8 protein-coding genes are annotated in these 6,415 nt (G+C 71.7%); 4 read left to right on the forward strand and 4 right to left on the reverse strand.

What is annotated here, in order from left to right; all coding sequences use genetic code 11:
- Positions 1–258 (reverse strand): hypothetical protein (locus tag LCE31_RS23130; protein ID WP_225017144.1); only part of this gene is annotated, 258 nt, incomplete at its 3' end.
- A gap of 124 nt (positions 259–382) precedes the next feature.
- Here LCE31_RS23130 and LCE31_RS23135 point away from each other — a divergent pair.
- From LCE31_RS23135 to LCE31_RS23145, 3 genes are all read left to right on the forward strand, one after another.
- Positions 383–853, forward strand: a complete 471-nt coding sequence (locus tag LCE31_RS23135; protein WP_225017172.1) for a roadblock/LC7 domain-containing protein — start codon at positions 383–385, stop codon at positions 851–853.
- A gap of 88 nt (positions 854–941) precedes the next feature.
- Positions 942–1,346, forward strand: a complete 405-nt coding sequence (locus tag LCE31_RS23140; protein WP_225017174.1) for a DUF742 domain-containing protein — start codon at positions 942–944, stop codon at positions 1,344–1,346.
- Positions 1,297–1,962, forward strand: coding sequence for a GTP-binding protein (locus LCE31_RS23145; RefSeq protein WP_225017146.1), 666 nt, complete (start codon positions 1,297–1,299; stop codon positions 1,960–1,962). The genes LCE31_RS23140 and LCE31_RS23145 overlap by 50 nt, the downstream gene beginning before the upstream one ends.
- 115 nt (positions 1,963–2,077) lie before the next feature.
- Here the strand turns inward: LCE31_RS23145 and LCE31_RS23150 are convergent, their stop codons facing one another.
- From LCE31_RS23150 to LCE31_RS23160, 3 genes are read right to left on the reverse strand one after another with little or no spacing between them, the layout of a single operon-like run.
- Complete coding sequence (locus LCE31_RS23150; protein ID WP_225017148.1) at positions 2,078–2,752, reverse strand: ABC transporter permease; 675 nt, start codon at positions 2,750–2,752, stop codon at positions 2,078–2,080.
- Positions 2,749–3,528 carry an ABC transporter permease gene (locus LCE31_RS23155; protein ID WP_225017150.1) on the reverse strand — a complete coding sequence of 260 codons (780 nt, stop codon included), beginning with the start codon at positions 3,526–3,528 and terminating at the stop codon, positions 2,749–2,751. The genes LCE31_RS23150 and LCE31_RS23155 overlap by 4 nt, the downstream gene beginning before the upstream one ends.
- On the reverse strand, positions 3,525–4,670 hold the full coding sequence (locus LCE31_RS23160; protein WP_225017152.1) for an ABC transporter ATP-binding protein: 1,146 nt from the start codon (positions 4,668–4,670) through the stop codon (positions 3,525–3,527). The genes LCE31_RS23155 and LCE31_RS23160 overlap by 4 nt, the downstream gene beginning before the upstream one ends.
- Before the next feature lie 539 nt (positions 4,671–5,209).
- Between LCE31_RS23160 and LCE31_RS23165 the strand changes: the two genes are divergently transcribed.
- Positions 5,210–6,280 (forward strand): LLM class flavin-dependent oxidoreductase, encoded by a 1,071-nt coding sequence (locus tag LCE31_RS23165; protein WP_225017154.1) that lies wholly within the window; start codon positions 5,210–5,212, stop codon positions 6,278–6,280.
- Positions 6,281–6,415: the final 135 nt, after the last annotated feature.

Consider the following 6,415-nt stretch of genomic DNA (forward strand, 5'->3'; position numbering starts at 1 on the left):
CAGCGTCAGCAGCCGCAGCAGCCGCCCCAACAGGCCCAGCAGCCCCAACAGGCCCAGCAGCCCCGTCAGCACCCGGCCGAGCAGTCGGCCGACGCCCCCCGCCCGCTGCGCCGCCGGGTGCGCGGTGCGACGCTTCAGGGCAGGGGCCGCTTCGCCGAGGACCTGCCGCGTACGGTGCCGCGGGCGTGGCGGCCCGCCGCCGCCCCGGCCGCGCGCGACGACATCGACGAGTTCGAGGCCGCGGTGGAGCGCGCGCACCGCGACAGCGGTCCCGGTGGCGCTCCCACCGGTGGCAGTGGCAGTGACCCAGGCGGGCCCGGGTGGGGCCGCCTCCCCGACAGGCCCGTAAGAACCGAACGTTCGGAAAGAAAGGTCAGTGACGATGTGGACAGGTGACGCGGGGCAGAATCCGCCGGAAGCCACCGACGTACGTGCCGCGGCAGCGGACTTCACCTGGCTGCTCAACCGGTTCGCCACCGAGACGGCGGGCGTCGTGGACGCCATCGCGGTCTCGTCGGACGGCCTGCTGATAGCCGTGTCGCGGCGCGACGCCCCCGCCGACTCCGAGCGGCTCGCCGCGATCGTGTCCGGCATCACGAGCCTCGCCATGGGGGCGTCGGGCAACTACGGCCTCGGCGGGCTCAACAAGGTGATCATCGACCTGGAGAGCGGGCACGTCCTCGTGTCCTCGATCGGCAATGGTGCCGTGCTCGGCGTCGTGGCCTCCAAGGAGGCCAAACTCGGAAACATCGCGTACGAGATGACGCTGTTCGCCAACCGGGTCGGTGCGGCCCTCAGTCCTCAGCTCGTCATGGAACTGAAGAACAATGTGGGCGTTTCACCGTCGAGGTGACCGGCCCCGGCCGGTGTCCGCCGGGCCGGGCGGACCGGGAAGGATCGCGAAGGTGACGGCTGAAGGACCGGTCGAGGGCGGCGGGGGGATGCCGGACGAGCCGGGCGGCGTCCGGCCGTCTCCCGTCCGGCCCTTCCTGCTGACCGCGGGCCGGGTCGCGGGGACGGCTGGTCCTGGCGCCGACCCGCCCATCCCCATCGAGACGCAGGTCGTGGCCACGTCGGGCGGGCTCGCCGCGCTCGACAGCTTCGCCTCCGAGCACCGCGACATCATCGCGGCCTGCCGCCGCCCGCAGTCGCTCGCGGAACTCGCCGCGAAACTGCGCCTGCATCTGAATGTGGTCCGTGTCATCGCCGACGACCTGCGCGCGCAGGGGCGTCTGCGGGTCTATGTGCCCCGGGCGAACACCGCCCAGGACGCCTCTGTTCTGCGAAGGGTGATCGATGGTCTCCGCACCGTCCCCGATTCCAGGGGGTTCCTCCGTGAAGGCTGACCCGCAGGACACGGGGGCCGGGAGCGACGGCGACACTTCCCAGCCGCCCCTGCCCGTGAAGATGGTGATCGCCGGCGGCTTCGGCGTGGGCAAGACGACGACGGTCGCGTCGATCTCCGAGATCGAGCCGCTGACGACGGAGGCGTCGATCACCACGGTCGCCGCCGGCGTGGACGATCTGAGCCACACCCCGGACAAGACGACGACCACGGTCGCCATGGACTTCGGGTGCATCACCATCGACCCGACGCTGAAGCTGTACCTGTTCGGCACGCCGGGGCAGGAGCGGTTCGGCTTCATGTGGGACGACATCGTGGAGGGCGCGCTCGGCGGGCTGGTGATCGTGGACACGCGCCGCCTGGACGACTGCTACGCGGCCGTCGACTACTTCGAGAACCGGGACATCCCGTTCGCGGTCGCGCTCAACGCCTTCGACGGCAGGGTCGACTACGAACTGGAGGAGGTGCGCTGGGCGCTGGACGTCTCCGACCACGTGCCGGTCACGGTCTTCGATGCGCGCGAGCGCGGTTCGGTCCGGGACACCCTGCTCCTCGTGCTCGAACTGGCCCTGGAACGGGTGGAACAGGCGGAGGCGGAGGCGCGGGCCCACTTCTGAGGCGCCGTCACACGAGGGGCACGGGGCGCAAGCCACGCGCTGGAGGCCGGGACCGGGTGGGTGACACCTGGTCCCGGCCTCCACGCGTCCGGGAGTCCGTCCGTACGACGGCCGTTCAGGGCTGCCGTACGCCCCGTACGCCCCGTGAGACGGCGAAGCGCGACGCGAGCCAGAACAGGCCGAGCGTGGTGAGCGCCAGCGCGGCGACGAGGGCCGCGCCGCCCACCACTTTCTCGTAGTTGCGCTGGTAGAGGCCGTCCACGATGTACCGGCCCACACCGCCGAAGCTCACGTACGCGGCGATCGTGGCCGTCGAGACAACCTGGATCGCCGCCGAGCGCAGGCCGCTGAGGATCAGCGGCAGCGCGACCGGCAGCTCGACCTGGAACAGCACTTTCGCCTGGTGCATGCCCATGCCCTTGGCGGCGTCCACCGGTGCGGGGTCGACGGTGCGCACCGCCTCGTACGTCGTGACGAGGATCGGCGGGACCGCCAGCACCACCAGCGGGATCAGCACCGGCAGTTTGCTCAGGCCCATCAGCACGAACAGCAGCACCAGCAGGCCGAAGCTGGGCAGGGCCCGCGCGGCCGTCGCCAGCAGGGCGAGGGCGTTGCCGCCGCGCCCGTAGTGGCCCGTGATCAGGCCGACGGGCAGGCCGATGGCGGCGGCGATGCCGAGCGCGATGAGCGTGTACTCGACATGCTCGACCAGGCGGGTCGGGATGCCGTCGTACCCGTGCCAGTGGGCGCCGTCGGAGAAGAACGAGGCGATGAAGTGGAAGATCGTCACAGCGTGCTCCCCGCGGTGGACCTGACGTCGGTCGTGCCGTCCGCGCGCGGCCCGCCGCGCGCGGGCACGGCCGCGTCCTCGGTGCCCGGCCCGTCCTGGGCCGGATCGGCGGGGCCGCCGCGCCGGGCCCTTCGGGCGCTCTTGGGCAGCCACGGTGTCAGCAGCATCCGGATCAGCACGAGCACGGCGTCCGCGAGGATCGCGAGCACGGCGGTCGTGACCACGGAGCTGACCGCGAGGATCGGCCGGTGGTAGAACATCGCGTCGGCGAGGAGGTTGCCGAGCGCGCCCTGGTTGCCGATGAGGGCGCCGACGCTGACCAGGCTGATGCTGGAGACCGTCGCGACCCTGAGGCCCGCGAAGATGGCGGGTACCGCGATGGGCAGTTCGACCTGGAGGTAGCGGCGTACGGGGCCGATGCCCATCGCCACGGCCGCCGCGTTGGTCTCGGGCGAGACGGAGCGCACGCCGTCCACGATGGCCGGGACGAGCACCACCAGGCTGTACAGGGCGAGCGGGATGACGACCGTGGTCTCGGTCTGCCCCGTGTAGTCGATCAGCACGACGAAGAACGCCAGTGACGGGATCGCGTAGAGCACCGTCGTGCCCCAGAGCACGGGCGGGTAGAGCCACTTGAAGCGTACGCAGAGCTGCGCGATGGGCAGTGCGAGGACGAGGCCGATCGCGACCGGCAGCAGCGCTTCCTGGAGGTGCAGGCCGATCAACCCCAGGTAGCCGTGCTGGAGGTCGCTCGGCATGGTGAAGAAACCGTTCACCGTGCGGCTCCCACATCCACCGGGGCGGTGCCGCGGCGGGCGTGCGCCTCGCGGATCGCGGCGGCGATCGACTCCTGCGAGACGACGCCGACCGCGCGGCCGTCACGGTCCACGGCGGCGGCCCAGCCGGTCGGGGAGAGGACCGCGCAGTCGAGGGCGACGCGCAGCGAGTCCTCGCCGTGGCGGAACGTCTGGCCGGGCGCCAGCAGGGGCGCGGCGCCGTCCCTGGCGCCGGACTTCCGCAGCCGGTCGGCGTCCGCCCAGCCCAGTGGCCGGCCGTCGACACCGACGACGAGGAGATACGGCAGGCCGACCGCGCCGCGCGAGGAGACCTGCGCGGGGGTCGCGTCGACGGCGACGACGCCGTCCCGCTCGACCGGCAGCGCGTCCGTACCGTAGAAGGACAGGCCGCGGATGCCGCGGTCGGCGCCGAGGAAGTCCTCCACGGCGGCGTCGGCGGGCGCGGAGAGCAACTGGTCGGGCGGCGCGTACTGGGCGAGCTTCCCGCCGGTGCGCAGCACGGCGATCATGTCGCCGACGCGTATCGCCTCGTCGATGTCGTGGGTGACGAAGACGATGGTCTTGCCCAGCTCGGACTGGATGCGCAGGAGTTCCTCCTGCAACCCGCGCCGCACGACCGGGTCGACCGCCGAGAATGGCTCGTCCATCAGGAGCACCGGCGGGTCCGCCGCGAGCGCGCGGGCGACGCCCACACGCTGCTGCTGGCCGCCGGAGAGCTGGTACGGGTAGCGCTTCGCCATCGACGTGTCGAGGCCGACGCGCTCCATCAACTCCATGGACCGCTCACGGGCCTTGGCCTTGGACCAGCCGAGCATGCGCGGCACGGTCCCGATGTTGTCGACGATCGTGCGGTGCTGGAAGAGGCCCGCGTTCTGGATCACGTAGCCCATGGAGCGGCGCAGGGCGTTGACGGGTTTGTGCTGGATGTCCTCCCCGTCGATGGCGATCCGGCCGCCGCTGAGCTCGATCATGCGGTTGATCATGCGGAGAGTCGTGGTCTTGCCGCAGCCGGACGGCCCGACGAGGACGGTGATCGACCGGTCGGGAATCTCCAGGGAGAGGTCTTCGACGGCGACGGTGCCGTCCGGATACCTCTTGCTGACAGCTTCGATGGATATCAAGGCACCAATTACCCTTCGGTCCGGGCATCCGGGCTGGTTTTAACGATCACCGAGCGGTCGCTGGGCGGTCGCAGGTGGGCAAGTGTAGACACCGCCGGTGGCCGGGCGGTCGGCGCGGCGGCCCCCGGAGGCCCTCGGGGAGCCCTCGGAGAGCCCCCGGGGCCCGCGCCGGGGCCCGTGCGCGGGCCGGGCCGGCGGGGTTCTCGCCGGGCGGGGTGCGTGCGGCCTGGCCGCTTCCGTCTGCTCCCGGCGCTCCGGCCGCCCCGCCGGCCCTCCGGGCCTCCCGACGCTTTCGGCCTGCCGGCGCTCCCGGCTCCAGGCGCTCCCGGCTCCCGGTACTCCCGGCTCCCGGCATCCGCTCTCCTCCCGGCCGGGCGCCCCGCCCCCGCTGCGGAGAAGGTGGGAATAGGTGGCGCGGTGTGTCCGTTGACGGTGCTAGTTCAAGCTTCAACAAACTGAGCAGTGCGGGGCGGCGCCCGGTCGGACCAGGCCGGAAAGCGGATCGCACAGGGAACCAGACAGCGAAAGGTGAGTGCGCGATGCAGTTCGGGATCTTCACTGTCGGTGACGTCACCGCCGACCCGACGACTGGACGGACGCCGAGCGAGCACGAGCGGATCAAGGCGATGGTGGCCATCGCGCGGAAGGCCGAAGAGGTCGGACTCGACGTGTTCGCGACCGGCGAGCACCACAACCCGCCCTTCGTGCCGTCCTCGCCCACCACGATGCTCGGCTACATCGCGGCGACGACGGAACGCCTGATCCTCTCCACCTCGACCACGCTGATCACCACGAACGACCCGGTGAAGATCGCCGAGGACTTCGCGATGCTCCAGCACCTCGCCGGCGGCCGGGTGGACCTCATGATGGGACGCGGCAACACCGGCCCGGTGTATCCGTGGTTCGGCAAGGACATCCGGCAGGGCATCCCGCTCGCGATCGAGAACTACGCACTGCTGCACCAGTTGTGGCGCGAGGACGTCGTCGACTGGTCCGGGAAGTTCCGTACCCCGCTCCAGGGCTTCACCTCGACGCCGCGCCCGCTGGACGGCGTGCCGCCGTTCGTCTGGCACGGTTCCATCAGGTCGCCGGAGATCGCAGAGCAGGCCGCCTACTACGGCGACGGCTTCTTCGCCAACAACATCTTCTGGCCCAAGCAGCACTTCCAGAAGCTGATCGAGCTGTACCGGCGCCGCTACGCCCACTACGGGCACGGCACCCCGGAGCAGGCCCTCGTGGGCCTCGGCGGCCAGGTCTTCATGCGGGCGAAGTCCCAGGACGCGATACGGGAGTTCCGTCCCTACTTCGACAACGCCCCGGTCTACGGCCACGGTCCGTCGCTCGAGGAGTTCACCGAGCAGACCCCGCTGACCGTGGGCAGTCCGCAGGAGGTCATCGAGAAGACGCTGACCTTCCGGGAGACCTTCGGCGACTACCAGCGGCAGCTCTTCCTGATGGACCACGCGGGCCTGCCGCTCAAGACGGTCCTGGAACAGCTGGACCTGCTGGGCGAAGAGGTCGTCCCGGTGCTGCGGAAGGAGTTCGCGGCCGGACGGCCCGCCGACGTCCCGGACGGCCCGCCGGCCCACCCGGCGCTCTCGAAGGCCTGAACGGCACGGTCCGCGAAGACGCCGCGGCGGCCCCCCCCGGCGGGGGGGGGGGGGGGGGGGGGGGGGGGTGTGTGGGGGGGGGGGGGGGGGCGCGCGGGGGGGGGCGGGGGGGGCGGGGGGGGGGCCCCAGCCGGT

The organism is Streptomyces sp. 8L (assembly GCF_020176795.1).
In the GTDB taxonomy this organism is placed as follows: domain Bacteria; phylum Actinomycetota; class Actinomycetes; order Streptomycetales; family Streptomycetaceae; genus Streptomyces.